Source organism: Streptomyces sp. NPDC021225 (assembly GCF_044332865.1).
Classification (GTDB): domain Bacteria; phylum Actinomycetota; class Actinomycetes; order Streptomycetales; family Streptomycetaceae; genus Streptomyces.
Genome location: NZ_JBIRPV010000001.1, coordinates 364,310 through 379,286, shown reverse-complemented (window position 1 = coordinate 379,286; position 14,977 = coordinate 364,310). Strand labels below are relative to the sequence as shown.

The 14,977-nt window shown below is 68.8% G+C and carries 10 protein-coding genes and 1 pseudogene; 9 read left to right on the top strand and 2 right to left on the bottom strand.

Annotated features, from left to right (window positions below):
• Nucleotides 1–30 precede the first annotated feature (30 nt).
• Entirely contained in the window at nucleotides 31–2,877 is a 2,847-nt protein-coding gene (locus ACH4S9_RS01780; protein ID WP_358846948.1) for a glycoside hydrolase family 48 protein, read from the bottom strand.
• Between the two features lie 531 nt (nucleotides 2,878–3,408).
• On the opposite strand from ACH4S9_RS01780, the pseudogene ACH4S9_RS01775 reads away from it, so the two are divergent.
• The 4 genes and pseudogenes from ACH4S9_RS01775 to ACH4S9_RS01760 form a co-directional block, all read left to right on the top strand.
• Nucleotides 3,409–4,412: pseudogene (locus ACH4S9_RS01775) on the top strand (glycoside hydrolase family 5 protein); the annotation flags it as partial.
• Nucleotides 4,409–5,806 carry a glycoside hydrolase family 6 protein gene (locus ACH4S9_RS01770; RefSeq protein WP_398369161.1) on the top strand — a complete coding sequence of 466 codons (1,398 nt, stop codon included), beginning with the start codon at nucleotides 4,409–4,411 and terminating at the stop codon, nucleotides 5,804–5,806. The pseudogene ACH4S9_RS01775 and the gene ACH4S9_RS01770, both read left to right, overlap by 4 nt.
• Before the next feature lie 380 nt (nucleotides 5,807–6,186).
• On the top strand, nucleotides 6,187–6,570 hold the full coding sequence (locus tag ACH4S9_RS01765; RefSeq protein WP_398369159.1) for a hypothetical protein: 384 nt from the start codon (nucleotides 6,187–6,189) through the stop codon (nucleotides 6,568–6,570).
• Nucleotides 6,567–6,872: a hypothetical protein gene (locus ACH4S9_RS01760; RefSeq protein WP_398369157.1), complete on the top strand. Its 306-nt coding sequence runs from the start codon at nucleotides 6,567–6,569 to the stop codon at nucleotides 6,870–6,872. The genes ACH4S9_RS01765 and ACH4S9_RS01760 overlap by 4 nt, the downstream gene beginning before the upstream one ends.
• A 28-nt stretch (nucleotides 6,873–6,900) precedes the next feature.
• Here ACH4S9_RS01760 and ACH4S9_RS01755 read toward each other — a convergent pair whose 3' ends face one another.
• A complete protein-coding gene (locus ACH4S9_RS01755) occupies nucleotides 6,901–7,947 on the bottom strand; it encodes a LacI family DNA-binding transcriptional regulator (RefSeq protein ID WP_311730398.1) in 1,047 nt (348 codons plus the stop codon).
• A gap of 280 nt (nucleotides 7,948–8,227) precedes the next feature.
• Between ACH4S9_RS01755 and ACH4S9_RS01750 the strand changes: the two genes are divergently transcribed.
• The 5 genes from ACH4S9_RS01750 to ACH4S9_RS01730 all read left to right on the top strand — a co-directional run bounded on the left by ACH4S9_RS01750 (nucleotide 8,228) and on the right by ACH4S9_RS01730 (nucleotide 14,955).
• Complete coding sequence (locus ACH4S9_RS01750; RefSeq protein WP_385350618.1) at nucleotides 8,228–9,565, top strand: ABC transporter substrate-binding protein; 1,338 nt, start codon at nucleotides 8,228–8,230, stop codon at nucleotides 9,563–9,565.
• Nucleotides 9,566–9,572: 7 nt separating this feature from the next.
• Nucleotides 9,573–10,598, top strand: coding sequence for a sugar ABC transporter permease (locus tag ACH4S9_RS01745; RefSeq protein WP_311730400.1), 1,026 nt, complete (start codon nucleotides 9,573–9,575; stop codon nucleotides 10,596–10,598).
• Nucleotides 10,599–10,616: 18 nt separating this feature from the next.
• A complete protein-coding gene (locus ACH4S9_RS01740; protein WP_358848306.1) occupies nucleotides 10,617–11,543 on the top strand; it encodes a carbohydrate ABC transporter permease in 927 nt (308 codons plus the stop codon).
• Nucleotides 11,544–11,662: 119 nt separating this feature from the next.
• Nucleotides 11,663–13,066 carry a GH1 family beta-glucosidase gene (locus ACH4S9_RS01735; protein ID WP_398369153.1) on the top strand — a complete coding sequence of 468 codons (1,404 nt, stop codon included), beginning with the start codon at nucleotides 11,663–11,665 and terminating at the stop codon, nucleotides 13,064–13,066.
• Between the two features lie 203 nt (nucleotides 13,067–13,269).
• Nucleotides 13,270–14,955 carry a cytochrome bc complex cytochrome b subunit gene (locus ACH4S9_RS01730; protein WP_398369151.1) on the top strand — a complete coding sequence of 562 codons (1,686 nt, stop codon included), beginning with the start codon at nucleotides 13,270–13,272 and terminating at the stop codon, nucleotides 14,953–14,955.
• The last annotated feature ends 22 nt before the right edge of the window (nucleotides 14,956–14,977 follow it).

The window sequence follows — 14,977 nt, the reverse complement described above, 5'->3', positions numbered from 1 at the left end:
GCCCCGCTCGGCGTGCCGGTCCGCTATCCGCTATTCGAAGAGATCGGCGTAAGACCCCATCGCGAGCGCGATGTCGGCCTGGGCCCAGAACCGGTGGTACGTGAAGCTCGGGACCGCCCCGCCCTTCAGATACGCCTCGACCTTGGACCAGGCCGGGTCGTTCTTGTAGAAGGACCGGATCGACATGAAGGTGGAGCTGGAGTCGACCTTGTCACCGTTCGGCATGGTGCCGGTCCAGCCGCTGGGCACATAGACCGGGTCGTCGAAGCGGTTGTAGTCGGCGCGGGTCTCCGGGACCGCGATGCCCAGCGCGTCCTGGTAGTTGTTCCACATGCCGTCCAGCAGCGCCTTCGCGGTGTCCCTGGCCTGGGTGTCGCCGGACTTGGCGGCGTAGTAGGACAGGGTCTTGGCGTACGCGGCCGTCACGCCGACGTCGTTGGTGTAGTCGGCGACGGTGACGTGCAGGCTCGCGTTGGCGCCGGGGCTGGAGGCGTTCCAGGTGTCCGGCTGGCCGGACCACTGGAGGGTGGACGGGATCTGGTAGGTGCCGTTGGCGTTGACCGTGGTCTTGGACAGCGCCCACTTCACCCACTTGTCCAGGATGGTCTTCGCGGAGGCGTCACCGGTGCGGTTGTAGTACTCCGCGACGCGCTCCATGGACCAGGCCTGGAAGCCGAACCACTGGTTGGACGGCGGGTCGTGGTAGACCGGCTTCTCGTCGTAGTACATGCCGTAGAACGTCGAGGTGCCCGACGGCGGCGTGGCGTAGCGGCCCTGCCAGCTGTTGGTGGCGCCGCCCGCGATGGCGCCCTCGCTGGACTGGAGCCAGCGGTAGAACTCCAGCTGGCGCTTGAGGCTGGTGGACCAGTCCGCGGCACCGGTGGCCGACTTGGGCTTGAGGTCGGCGTAGTTGGCCAGCGCCCAGGCCGCCATGGGGTTCTGGTAGCCGCCGTGGGCGTGGCTGGAGCCGATCCGCCAGGCCCAGCCGGCGGAGGTGTCGGTGGCGCCGCCCCAGGCGTAGTACCAGGACAGCAGGTAGTGGGAGCTGTTCTTGCCGCTGCCCGCCGCGCACGCGGTCTCACCGACGCAGTTGCCGACCTTCTTGAAGTACTTGTCGTACATCGCGTAGCGCAGGTAGTCGCCCATCTTGGCGGCCTTGGCCACATTGGCCGACACCTGGCTGCCCTTGCCCTGCGCCTTGGCCCACTCGGCGGCCCAGTAGGCGGCCTGGACCACGCGGGCGTCGGCGTCCGGGGCGTTGGTGAACTTCCACTGCTTGGCGTACGAGGCGTCGCCGGTGAACAGGTCCAGATAGCCGTTCTTGCCGCCGTACTTGAAGCTGTCGCAGGTGGGCTGGGTCACGGTCTCCCAGACCGACTCCTGCGGGCCGCGCTGGAAGGTGTTGACATAGCTCGGCCCGGTGTCGCTCGGCCCCGCCTCGCACTTGCCGGGGGAGTTGCCGTAGCCGTAGACGTTGTCGACGTCCTGGATCCAGTGCATGCCGTAGATGTCATCGGTGCCGTACGCGCTCTTCAGCTCGGCGGCGATGGGGTCGTTGCCGACCGACACATTGCCGTTGAGCTGCGAGGGGTACTGGGAGGGCTGGTCCCACTCGGGCGCGTAGGTGGCCGGCTTGGAGGCGTTGTAGAAGCTGTTGGTGGGCTGGTCGGCGTGGGTGGGGATCATGTACTTCTCCATGGTGTCCCACGCGTTGTTGAACTTCGACCAGTCGCCGGTGACCTTGCCGTACATCGCCTGGAGCCAGATCAGATAGCTGTACGCCTCGGAGGTCGTCTCATGGCCGTGGTCGGGGGCCTCGACGATCAGGGTCTCCACCGAGTGGTACGGGATGCCCTCGGGCGAGAAGTAGCCCGCCGCCGGAGCGGTGATCTTGTTGTAGAGATCCAGGAAGCGGGCGTCGTACGCCTTGGAGGCGGCGAGCTGGGTGACGGTGACCTCGGCCTTGGTGTGGCCGGTGGCGGTGGCGGTGAAGGTCGCCGAGCCGGTGCCGCTGTTCGCGGCGGTGACGGTCACCTGCTGGGCGGTGTCCCAGTTGGTGGGCGTGAAGGTGAGGGTGGCGCCCGAGGACACGGTCAGCCCGGTGTTGCCCGCGGTGCGGGCCACGGACACCGTTACGTTCGCGGACGGCTTGGTGGACAGCTTCACGCCGAACGTGCCGGTCTTGCCCTGCTGCACCCCGAGCTGGCCGGGGCTGGCGACGAGCGCGGGCCCGGCGGCCACCCGGATGCCGACGGGGGTGGACTCGGCGGAGGCGCCCTGGCTGTCGTACGCCTTGGCGTAGAGCGAGTAGTCGCCCGCGGGCACATCGGTGTAGTCGAACGTGAACGGGGAGGCGGTGTCGGTGCCGAGGAGCTTGGTGTCGCTGTAGAACTCCACCTTGGTGACGGTCGCGCCGTCGGCGGCCGCGGCGGTGGCGGCCATCGGGACGGTCCCGCCGGCGCTGAACGTGGCGCCGGGGGCCGGGCTGCTCAGCACGGCGATGGGCGGCTGGTGGGCGCCCGTGCAGCTGATGCCGTTGACGGCGAAGGTGGTGGGCGCGGTGTTGGTGCCGCTGTAGGTGAACTGGGCGCCGGTCGTGACATTGCCACCCGCCGCGATCTTCGCGTTGTGGGCGGCGTTCTTGACGGTCACGGTCTTGCCGGACTGGGACCAGGTGCCGTTCCAGCCGTTGGACAGCTTCTGGTCGCCCGTATAGCCGTACGACAGGGTCCAGCCGTCGATGGCGTCCGCGCCGGGGTTGGAGATGGTGAGCTCCGCGGTGAAGCCCGAACCCCAGTCGTTGGTCTTGTAGTCGACGCCGCACTGGACGGCGGCGGCGTGGGCGGGGGCCGCCCCGCCGGCCGCAGTCATGGCCATCGGCAGCGAGAGGGCGGCGGCCAGGGCGGTCACCAGCCGTCTCGTCCTCGGCCGCCTCGTCCCCGGGAGTCCCGTCTTCGGCCTTCTCAGCCCTAATCGAGCCAGGGTTGTTCGTGCCCCTGACAACGGCGAGCCTCGCTGTACACGCATCTGGGAGGTCCTCCTCGCGGGTCCGTGCGGGTGGGGGGGCAGTGCGAACCAGTGGGAGCGCTCCCAAGATGCGTGGGCCCTGAAGGGGTGTCAAGTCTTTGAACAAGATGCGCCTGTCGAACGTGTTCGACTGATAAATCTGTGAACGCCTCTGTTGACATGTGCGACACAGGCGTTACGGTCACTTCAACCAGTGGGAGCGGTTCCAGCAGTCAGCGCCACCTTCGGGTCACCCCGGGAGGCGCCTGGACTTCGAGGAGTCGCTCCATGCGAGCACCACCGCGCCTTTATGCCTTGGCGGCCACCGCGGCACTGACCCTCGCGGCCGCTCTGCTCCCCGTCGCGCAGGCGTCGGGTGCGGCCGCCGCGGCCACCGCACCACCGAAGCTGCACGCCTCGGGCAACAAGCTGGTCGACGAGAACGGCACCACCCGCAGACTGCTGGGCGTCAACCGCTCCGGCGGTGAGTTCATGTGCGTCCAAGGGCGCGGCATCTTCGACGGGCCGGTCGATGACGCGTCCGTCAAGGCCATCGCGGACTGGAAGGTCAACGCCGTCCGCATTCCGCTCAACGAGGAGTGCTGGCTGGGCCTTTCGTACATCAACGCCGCCTACCGGGGCGCCAACTACATCTCGGCGGTCAAGGGCCTCGTATCCCGGCTGGAAGCCCATGGCATCACCCCGATCGTCGAGCTGCACTGGACCCACGGCAAGTACACGGGGGGCGACAACCACTGCCGGGACACCGAGTACGCCACCTGCCAGAAGCCGATGCCGAACGCGCAGTACACCCCGGCCTTCTGGAGCTCGGTCGCCCAGACCTTCAAGGACGACCAGGCCGTGGTGTTCGACCTGTTCAACGAGCCGTTCCCGGACCGCGCCACCAGCGACCTCGCGGCGGCGTGGAACTGCTGGCGCGACGGCGGGAAGTGCCCCGGCATCGACTTCGAGGTCGCCGGGATGCAGGACCTGCTGGACGCGGTGCGGGGCGCCGGAGCCAAGAACCTCGTCCTGATCCCTGGAGTCGCCTACTCGAACGACATGCGCCAATGGCTCGCACACAAGCCGAGCGACCCGGCGGGCAACCTCGCCGCCGCCTGGCACACCTACAACTTCAACACCTGCAACAACGAGAGCTGCTGGAACGAGCAACTGGCCCCGGTCATCGGCCAGGTGCCCTTCGTGGCGGGTGAGATCGGTGAGAACACCTGCTCACACGGCTATATCGACCGGGTCATGGCCTGGCTCGACGCCAAGGGCGCCTCCTGGGCTGGACCTGGAACACCTGGGACTGCTCCTCCGGCCCTTCCCTGATCAGCGATTTCAACGGCACGCCGACCGGCTTCGGCGTGGGACTCCGTGACCACTTGAAGGGATTGTCATGAGCCGCACAACTTCACCCCCCCGTCGCAAGCGCACCGTCGCGCTGGCCGGCTCCGCGCTGCTCGCCGCCACCGCCCTGACCGTCTCGGCCCTGAGCGGCACCGCGGCCGCCCAGGTGGAGGGCAGCAACGCGGCCGCCGCCAAGGTGGACAACCCGTACTCGGGCGCCAAGGTGTACGTGAACCCCGACTGGTCCGCGAAGGCCGCCGCCGAGCCCGGCGGCAGCAAGATCTCCAACCAGCCGACCGGCGTCTGGCTGGACCGCATCGCCGCCATCAACGGCACCACCGGCGCCCGCGGTCTGCGCGCCCACCTGGACACCGCGCTGTCCCAGTCGGGCGGCAGCCCCACCGTCGTCCAGTTAGTCGTCTACGACCTGCCCGGCCGCGACTGCGCCGCGCTGGCGTCCAACGGCGAGCTCGGCCCGAACGACATCGACAAGTACAAGACGCAGTTCATCGACCCGATCGCCGCGATCCTCTCGGAGTCCAAGTACGCCAACTCCAACCTGCGGATCGTCACCACGATCGAGATCGACTCGCTGCCCAACCTGGTCACCAACACCAACGGCCGTCCCACCGCGACCCCGCAGTGCGACACCATGAAGGCCAACGGCAACTACGTGAAGGGCGTCGGCTACGCCCTGAACAAGCTGGGCGCCATCGGCAACGTCTACAACTACATAGACGCCGGCCACCACGGCTGGATCGGCTGGGACGACAACTTCAACGCCACCGCCCAGGTCCTCCAACAGGCCGCGACCGCCGAGGGCAGCACGGTCGACAAGGTGGCCGGGATCATCGTCAACACGGCCAACTACAGCGCCCTGAAGGAAAACAACTTCACCATCAACGACAACATCGCCGGCAAGTCCGTGCGCGAGTCGAAGTGGGTGGACTGGAACCGCTACGTCGACGAGCTGTCCTTCGCCCAGGCCTTCCGCCAGCAGCTCGTCAATGTCGGCTTCCCGAGCAACATCGGCGCGCTGATCGACACCTCCCGCAACGGCTGGGGCGGCACCGCCCGCCCGACCGCCCCCGGCGCGCAGACCACCGTGGACACCTACGTCAACGGCGGGCGCTACGACCGCCGGATCCACATCGGCAACTGGTGCAACCAGTCCGGCGCCGGGCTCGGCGAACGGCCCAAGGCGGCACCCGCGGCCGGGATCGACGCGTACGTGTGGATGAAGCCCCCGGGCGAGTCCGACGGCTCCAGCTCCGCCATCCCGAACGACGAGGGCAAGGGCTTCGACCGGATGTGCGACCCGACGTACACGGGCAACCCGCGCAACGGCAACAGCATGTCCGGCGCGCTGCCGAACTCGCCCCTGTCGGGCCACTGGTTCTCGGCCCAGTTCCAGGAGCTTCTGAAGAACGCGTACCCCGCGCTGTAATCCGCTCGGGCGACGACCGATAGACCGCACCAGGCACCCGCACCCGACGGGGCCGGTGGACGCGCACCCGCGCTCCGCCGGCCCCGTTGGCGATCACCCGTCGGACAGCCCGCCTCCTGAAAGCCCGAGGTGAGGGCCGCCAGTGACTTTGTGGTGAGTTTGGGACGTCGACACGCCGTCGCGTGGGGGGGGGGGCGGGCCCAACACACCCCCCCAACGGGGGGGGGGGGGGCGGGCGGGCGGCGGCGGGGGGCCGCGGGCCGCCGCCCCCCCTCACCCCCGGGGGGGGGGCCCCCTTTTTTTTTGGGTTTTTTTGGGGCCCGCCCCCCCGCGGCCGTGGGGGGGGCCCCACGACCCAAACTCACCACAGATCCGGGCGCGTGGTCTCAGGACGGCCGGCGCAGTTGCCCGGCGGCCTGCACATGCGGGGTGCACTGCTGGAACGCCCCGGCCCGAGCGGGGTGGCGCTCGCCCTGGACAACGCCGTGGCCTCGACGCTCGCCTTCTCCGACGGGTTCACCGCGAACGGGACCGTACGGCTGCGGGGTGCCCGGATCTCGGACGACCTGACCTTCGCGGGAGCCATCCTGAACGGGCCGCCCGACGGCCACGGCCCGTCATTGGTCGCCCTGCGGATGCAGGGAGCTGGTACCGGAAGGGCGGCCATGACGACGACGCCCGCCGCGTGCTCCTGGCCAAACAGCGCCATCGGCGTCGCACGCTGCCCCCGGTCAAGTGGGTGTGGGGGCACCTGCTGGACGTGACCGTCGGTTACGGCTACCGCCCCTGGCTGGCCGGCGTCTGGATCCTCGCGCTGACCTCGCTGGGCGCGGTGTCCTTCGACGCCCACTCCCCCGTCCCGGTCAAACAGGGCGAAGGCGCCCCGTTCCAGCCACTCGTCTACACACTCGACCTCTTGATCCCCATCGGTGGTCTGGGTCAGCGCACGGCCTGGTACTGGACGGACGACAGCGTCCAGTGGCTGGCCTACCTGCTGATCGCCTTCGGCTGGGTGCTGACGACCGCCGTCATCGCGGGTGTCACCCGCACCCTTCAGAAGAACTAGCGGCGCCGAGCCCCGTGCCCGGGGGTCCTCAGGACGACCCCCGCCGCACCAGCTCGGTCGGCAGCACCAGCTGCGGCCGCTTCGAGGTGCGGTCGCCCTGGGACTCGATCTCCTCCAGCAGCACCCGGACCATGGCCCGCCCCATCTCCTCGGTGGTCTGCCGGACGCTGGTGAGCGGCGGTTCCATGTGGCGGGCGACGGCCGAGTCCTCGAAGCCGACCAGCGCCACGTCCTCGGGCACCCGGCGGCCCTTCTCGCGCAGCACCTGGCGGGCGCCCGCGGCCATCACGTCGGAGGCCGCGAAGACGGCGTCCAGGCCGGGGCGGCGGTCCAGCAGATCGCGCATCGCCCGGCGGCCGCCCTCCTCGGTGAAGTCGGCGGCCGCGATCAGCCCCGGGTCCACCTCCTGGCCCGCCGCCTGGACCGCCTCGCGGTAGCCGTCGAGGCGGCACTGCGCCACGTACATGTCCAGCGGACCGGTGATCGTGGCGACCGAGGAGCGGCCGCGCCCGAGGAGGTGCTCGACCGCGGACCGGGCGCCGCCCGTGTTGTCGCAGTCGACGTACGGCACCGACTCGTGCGCGGAGCGGCGGCCGCTGAGCACCGCGGGCATCTCTATGCGCTCCAGCAGGTCGGGCAGCGGGTCGTCCGCGTGCACCGACACCAGCAGCACCCCGTCCACCCGGTGCGCCGAGAGGTACTCGGCGAAGCGCTGGCGCTCCTTGGGGGTGCGCAGGAGGGTCAGCAGCAGCTGGAGATCGGCCTCGGCGAGCTCGGCGCCCACCCCGCGGATGATGTCCGAGAAGTAGGGCTCGGCGAACAGCCGGGTCTCGGGCTCGGGGATCACCAGCGCGACCGCGTCGGCGCGGTTGGCCGCCAGCGCGCGGGCCACCCGGTTGGGTACGTACCCCAGCTCGGCGACCGCCTGCTCGACCGCGCTACGGGTGCGGTCACTGACCCTCGGGGAGCCGTTGATCACCCGGGACACGGTGCCGCGGCCGACCCCCGCGCGGGCCGCGACCTCTTCGAGCGTGGGCCTTCCCCGGCCCACACCGCGCCGTCGGGTTCCTGCCATTTCGCGCCTCCAGCCGTCCGGTACACCGAGCAGAACCACCCCGCGTGGGGAGCTGTTGGGCCATTCAACAGCAGGAGTGGGACCGAAATGTTTCCGCACGCTCCCTTGACACCCCGTCGGGGAGCCGCAACCCTTCAACACATCAACCTGGGAGCGCTCCCACAGTACCTGAGCCATACATAACCCGCACGTTCCCCGCCCGAGCCGATGCACCACAAACCCCCATGCAATGCCACCTTTTGGCCGGGAGCGGTACGTCAGGGCGTCAAGGAGGACGTGAATGTTCAGAAGTTCTGGTACGTACCGACACCGGGCGGTAACCCTCGCGGCCGTGGCGGCCATCAGCGCCGGACTCCTCGCGGGCTGCGCCAACGACAGCGATGACGAGACCGGCTCGTCCGGCGGCGGCAAGGGTGGCAACAAGGGGGGCACGACCATCACGGTCGGCACTTTCGGCGTCTTCGGCTACAAGCAGGCCGGGCTTTATGACGAGTACATGAAGCTCCACCCCGATATCAACATCGAGGAAACGTCGATCGAGCGGAACGAGAACTACTATCCGCAGCTGCTGACCCACCTCGGCGCCGGCAGCGGCCTGGCCGACATCCAGGCCATCGAGATCGCCAATATCACGGAGATCAAGACCACCCAGGCCGACAAGTTCGTCGACCTCTCCAAGGCGCCCGGGGTCAAGAAGGACAACTGGCTCTCCTGGAAGTGGGCCCAGGGCACCACCGAGGACGGCAAGACGATCGGCCTGGGCACCGACATCGGCCCGATGGCCATCTGCTACCGCAAGGACCTGTTCCAGCAGGCCGGGCTGCCCACCGACCGCACCGAGGTCGCCAAGCTGTGGGCGGGCGACTGGAACAAGTACATCGAGACCGGCAAGAAGTACATGAAGAAGGCGCCGGGCGACACCACCTTCGTGGACTCCGCCGGCGGTGTCTACAACGCGGTGATCTCCAGCAACGCCAAGCGCTACTACGACGAGAGCGGCAAGGTCATCTACAAGGACAGCCCTGCCGTCAAGGAGGCGTGGGACCTCGCGACCACCGCGTCACAGGACAAGCTGACCGCCAAGCTCCAGCAGTTCCAGAAGTCCTGGGACCAGGCCTTCTCGAACGGCAAGTTCGCCACCGTGTCCTGCCCGCCGTGGATGCTCGGCCACATCAAGGAGAAGGCCGGGGACAAGGCCAAGGACCAGTGGGACGTGGCCGCCGCCCCCAGGCCCGGCAACTGGGGCGGCTCCTTCATCGGCGTGCCGAAGGCCTCCAAGCACCAGGAAGAGGCGATCAAGCTCGCCGCCTGGCTGACCGCGCCCGAGCAGCAGGCCAAGGTCTTCGAGAAGCAGGCCAGCTGGCCGAGCTCCCAGGCCGCGTACAGCCTGCCCCAGGTGGGCGACGCCAAGCACCCGTACTTCGGCAACGCGCCCATCGGCAAGATCTTCGCCGAGGCGGCCAAGGGCATCCCGACCCAGGTGCTGGGCCCGAAGGACCAGATCATCGGCTCGAACATCGCCGACATCGGGCTGCTCCAGGTGGACCAGCAGGGCAAGTCCCCCAAGGACGCCTGGAAGGCCGCCACCAAGACGATCGACAACGCACTGGACCAGTGAGCCCGGGATGACACCCCCTTCCGGTTTCACTGCTGGTACGGCCGCGCCCCCCACAGGGCAGGGGGGCGCGGCCCCGCGCGCCACGGCCGCCAAGGCCCCCGATCCGGGCGAGGAGCGGCGGCGCGCCCGGCGCAGCCGCCGCTACCGCTGGGACCTCAAGTACTCCCCGTACGCCTTCGTCGCCCCGTTCTTCCTCTTCTTCGCGGCCTTCGGGCTCTTCCCGCTGCTCTACACGGGATGGGCCTCGCTGCACCGGGTGGAGCTCACCGACCCCACCCATATGGAGTGGGCGGGGTGGCACAACTACTCCCGGCTGTGGGAGGACGACTTCTTCTGGAACGCGCTCCAGAACACCTTCACCATCGGGGTGATCTCGACCGTTCCGCAGCTCCTGATGGCCCTCGGTCTCGCGCATCTGCTGAACTACAAGCTGCGCGGCTCGATGTTCTTCCGGGTGGCGATCCTCACCCCATACGCCACCTCGGTGGCCGCCGCGACGCTGGTGTTCGTGCTGCTCTTCGGGCGCGACTACGGCATGATCAACTGGGCGCTCGGGATGTTCGGGATCGACAACATCGACTGGCAGAACGGCACCTGGACCTCGCAGCTCGCGGTGTCCACCATCGTCATCTGGCGGTGGACCGGCTACAACGCGCTGATCTATCTGGCCGCCATGCAGGCCGTGCCCAACGATCTGTACGAGTCGGCGGCGCTGGACGGCGCCTCCCGCTGGCAGCAGTTCCTCAACGTCACCATCCCCTCGCTGCGGCCCACGATCCTCTTCACGGTCGTCGTCTCGACGATCGGGGCTACCCAGCTCTTCGGTGAGCCGCTGCTGTTCAACGGCGGCGCCGGGGCCTCCGGAGGCCCCGACCACCAGTACCAGACGCTCGGCCTGTACCTGTACGAGCAGGGCTGGGTGAACCTTCACCTCGGCCGGGCCTCCGCGATCGCCTGGACGATGTTCGTGATCCTGCTGCTGATCGCCGCCGTCAACGCGATCGTGGCCCGTCGGCTGCGCAAGAGCCAGTGAGTTGCCCGAGGGAGAACCATGAGCGCTGTTATCTCTTCCGGTAGGGCCGCCGAGGCCACCGAGGGCGGGGGGAGCCCGGACACAAAGGCGAGAAGAGGGAACAAGGGGGCCAAGGGCGCCGGCCGGCAGCTGCACGGTGGCAAGATCACCTATGCCGTGCTGATCCTGTTCACCATCGGCTCGCTCTTCCCGCTGGTGTGGACGGCCATCGCCGCCTCCCGCACCAGCACCCGGCTCGCCGAGACGCCACCGCCCTTCTGGTTCGGCGGCAATCTCTTCAAGAACCTGGACACGGCGTGGAACGACGTCAACATGGGCGCCGCGCTGCTCAACACCACCCTGGTGGCCGGGACCATCGCGGCCGGCACCGTGCTGTTCTCGACCATCGCCGGCTTCGCGTTCGCCAAGCTGCGCTTCCGGTTCAAGAACCTGCTGCTGATGCTGACCATCGGGACGATGATGGTGCCGCCCCAGCTGAGCGTGGTCCCGCTGTACATGGCCATCGCCAAGCTGGAGTGGACCGACCAGTTGCAGGCGGTCATCCTGCCCACGCTGGTCAGCGCCTTCGGCGTGTTCTTCATGCGGCAGTATCTGACCCAGGCGCTGCCGAGCGAGCTGATCGAGGCCGCGCGCGTGGACGGCGCCAGCAGTCTGCGGGTCATCTGGCACATCGTCTTCCCGGTGGCGCGTCCGGCCATGGCCGTGCTGGGCATGCTCACCTTCGTCCAGGCGTGGAACGACTTCTTCTGGCCCATCATCGCCCTCACCCAGGCCGGCAACCCGACCGTGCAGGTGGCCCTGACGGGGCTCGGTCGCGGCTACACCGTCGACCAGTCGCTGATCATGGCGGGAGCACTGCTCGGTACCCTTCCCCTGTTGATCGCCTTCGTCCTCTTCGGCAAGCAGATCGTCGGAGGCATCATGCAGGGCGCGGTCAAGGGCTGACCGGCCACAACCCGCCGACCCCGGCGCGCCGGCCGCAGCCCGGCCGGCGCGCCGTGACCCACCACTCGCCACCCCCCTCCCTTCCGCCCCGCACCACAACATCGAATGGGAGCGCTTCCATGAGTCTGACCTTCCCGCCCGGATTCCTGTGGGGCACGGCTGCCGCCGCCTACCAGGTCGAAGGCGCCGCACAGGAGGACGGCCGCACCCCGTCCATCTGGGACACCTTCAGCCATACGCCAGGCAAGACGCTCGGCGGCGACAACGGCGACATCGCCATCGACCAGTACCACCGCTTCCGCGACGACGTCGGCCTGATGTCCGAGCTGGGCATGGGCGCGTACCGCTTCTCGGTCTCCTGGTCCCGCGTCCAGCCCACCGGCCGCGGGCCCGCCGTGCAGCGCGGCCTCGACTTCTACCGCTCGCTGGTCGACGAGCTGCTCGCGGCCGGGATCCAGCCGGCGCTCACCCTCTACCACTGGGACCTGCCCCAGGAGCTGGAGAACGCCGGCGGCTGGCCGGAGCGCGAGACCGCCGAGCGGTTCGCCGAGTACGCCGGAATCGTGGCCGAGGCGCTCGGCGACCGCGTCGAGTTCTGGATCACCCTCAACGAGCCGTGGTGCAGCGCGTTCCTCGGCTATGGCTCCGGGGTGCACGCCCCGGGCCGCACCGAGCGGCTCGCCCCGCTGCGCGCCGCCCACCACCTGAACCTCGCCCATGGCCTCGGCGCCCAGGCGCTGCGCGCCGCGCTGCCCGCCCGCGCCCAGATCGGCATCAGCCTCAACCCGTCGGTGGTCAGGCCGCTCACCCAGCAGCCGCAGGACCTGGACGCCCAACGGCGCATCGACGCGCTCGCCAACCGGGTCTTCTCCGGCCCGCTGCTGCGCGGCGCCTATCCGAGCGACCTGATCGCGGACACCGCGGCCATCACCGACTGGTCCTTCGTGCGCGACGGCGACCTCGCCGCCATCAAGCACCCGCTCGACGCGCTGGGCATCAACTACTACACGCCCGCGCTGGTGTCGGCCGGCAGCGAGGGCGACCGCGGCCCCCGTAACGACGGTCACGGCGCCAGCGACCACTCCCCCTGGCCCGGCTCCGAGCGGGTGGCCTTCCACCAGACGCCGGGCGAGCGCACCGAGATGGGCTGGACGGTCGACCCGACCGGCCTGCATGAGCTGCTGATGCGCTACACCCGCGAGGCGCCGGGCGTGCCGCTGTACATCACCGAGAACGGCGCCGCCTACGACGACAAGCCGGACGCGGACGGCGCGGTCCACGACCCGGAGCGGATCGAGTATCTGCGCGCCCACTTCGCCGCCGCCCACCGCGCCATCGCGGACGGCGCCGATCTGCGCGGCTACTTCCTGTGGTCGCTGATGGACAATTTCGAGTGGGCTTACGGCTACAGCAAGCGGTTCGGCGCGGTCTACGTCGACTACTCGACGCTGGCCCGCATCCCCAAGTCCAGCGCCCACTGGTACGGCCAGGTGGCCCGTACGGGCGAAGTGCCGGACGCGTAGGACCACGGAGACCCGGTCGCGATCAGGCGGCCGGGTCGAGCCCGCCTCACCCCCGCCCCTCACCCCGTCCCTCACCGCAAGCCGTCACCGACATACGGGCGTGCCTTTCCTCCGAACGGCCTACGCAGGCCCGCCGTGCGTGGTCGGCCACTGGAATGTCCTGGTAAATCTGGCATATCCAGACTCGGTGACGAGGGTGAGGCATGACAGCAGAACCGGGGCGCCGACCTACCGCACACGAAACCGGCCCCAGCCGGCCCGGAGAGCGACCCGAACGGGTCGGCAAGGGGGAGGCTCTCGCCGACTGGTTCGACGGGCGGGTCGGCCTCTTCAAGATGGGCAAGGCCCAACTGAGGAAGGTTTTTCCGGACCACTGGTCCTATTTGATCGGCGAAATCGCCCTCTACACGTTTCTCATCATCATTCTGACCGGTGTCTATCTCACCTTCTTCTTCACGCCGAGCATGAACGAGGTCGTCTATCACGGCTCGTACCGGCCGCTGAACGGCATCCGGATGTCGGAGGCGTACCAGTCCGCCCTGAACATCAGCTTCGATGTGCGCGGCGGGCTGCTCATGCGGCAGATCCACCACTGGGCGGCCATCCTTTTCGTGGCGAGCATGCTCGTCCATATGATGCGCACGTTCTTCAACGGCGTCTTCCGCAAGCCGCGCGAACTCAACTGGCTCTCCGGCGCCGGCCTGCTGATCCTCGGCATGTTCGACGGATTCCTCGGCTACTCCCTGCCCGACGACCTCCTCTCGGGCACGGGTATGCGCTTCATGGAAGGCGCGATCCTGTCGGTACCGCTGGTCGGCACCTACCTCTCGTTCTTCGTTTTCGGCGGGGAGTTCCCCGGCCAGATCATCATTCCGCGGCTGTTCACGGTCCACGTCCTGCTGATTCCCGGCATCATGCTCGGTCTGCTCGCGGTCCATATGATCCTGCTCGTCTACCACAAGCACACCCACAACATCGGGCCGGGAAGACGGGACATGAACATCGTCGGGCCGCCCCTGTGGCCCATCTATGTCGCGAAGTCCGGCGGTTTCTTCTTCCTCGTCTTCGGCGTCACCGCCGTCATGTCGGCGATCGCCAGCGTCAATCCGGTCTGGCTCTACGGCCCCTACCGCCCCGACCAGGTGTCCACCGACGCCCAGCCCGACTGGTACATGGGCTTCTCCGAGGGCCTGATCCGGCTGATGCCGGGCTGGGAGATCCATCTGTGGGGCCACACCCTGGTCCTCGGGGTCTTCATCCCCCTGCTGGTCTTTCCGATGGTGCTGCTGGCCATCTGGCTCTACCCGTTCATCGAGGCATGGGTCACCGGCGACAGACGTGAGCACCATCTCAACGAGCGCCCCCGCAATGCCCCGACCCGCACCGCCTTCGGCGCCGCCTGGATCGGCCTGTACGTGGTCCTACTGGCCGAGGGGGGCAACGACCTCGTCGCCACCCACTTCGATGTGTCGCTCAACGCGGTCACCTGGGCCGCCCGGATCGCCTTCTTCGTGGTGCCGACGGTGGTGTTCATCGTGACCAAGCGGTGGTGCATCGGCCTCCAGCGGCGCGACCGGCAGAAGGTGCTGCACGGCCGCGAGACCGGCATCATCAAGCGCCTCTCGCACGGCGAGTACGTCGAGATCCACGAGCCGCTGACCCAGGCCGAGCGGTACACCCTGGTCGCCCACGACCAGATGGTCCCCATCGAGCCGCCGGTCGAGGTCGACAAGGCCGGGATCCCCCGGAAGGTGACCCGCCGGGAGAAGCTGCGCGCCAGGCTGTCCCGCAGCTACTTCGGCGCGCGGGGGCAGATGCCCAAGCCCACGGTGGAGGAGTACCGGGAGCACCACCACGAGGAACACGAGGAGCCCGAGCGGACCCACTGACCGGCCGGCCCGGCGCGGTGCC